Below are 645 nucleotides of genomic sequence, written 5' to 3'. Positions count from 1 at the left end.
GCAAAATACAAAAGTAGTAGAGTTAGAAGTAGATGATTTATCTAAAAAATTAAACGCAAAAGTAAAAGTAGATATTGATGCGATGAATTATCACCATTTCTACGATGTTCAATTTGTATTTGATCAAGATAGTATTAAAGTTTTAGGTAGCCAAGGCGAAAACGACAACCAAGGCGGAAACGATAACCAAGGCGGAAACGATAACCAAGGCGGAAACGATAACCAAGGCGGAAACGATAACCAAGGCGGAAACGATAACCAAGGTGGAAACAACAACCAAGGCGGAAACGATAACCAAGGCGAAAACGATAACCAAGGTGGAAACAACAACCAAGGTAACAACACAACCATTGATCCAAAAGCCCTTAAAGATGGTGAATACAGCATTGGCTTTAAAGTTCTAAAAGATCAAACAGAAGAAATTTCAATGATGAACACATATACAAAGAGTCCAGCTGTACTAAAAGTGAAAGATGGTAAGAAGTATGTATCGTTTACATTAACGAATAGTGCATGGATTACAAAGTTTGAGTTTGAGAAGAATAGTTCTTTTGTTAATGCAAAAGTATTAAGTGAGAATAAAGAGCAAAATACAAAAGTAGTAGAGTTAGAAGTAGATGATTTATCTAAAAAATTAAACGCAAA

1 protein-coding gene is annotated in these 645 nt (G+C 34.7%); it reads left to right on the top strand.

Going from position 1 to position 645, the window contains the following annotated elements; genetic code table 11:
* A partial coding sequence (locus AC1DMU_RS29570) for an NEAT domain-containing protein (protein ID WP_476941695.1) occupies positions 1-645 on the top strand: 645 nt, incomplete at both ends.

The organism is Bacillus sp. 01N45 (genome assembly GCF_056399205.1).
This window is presented reverse-complemented; position numbering and strand designations above follow the sequence as displayed.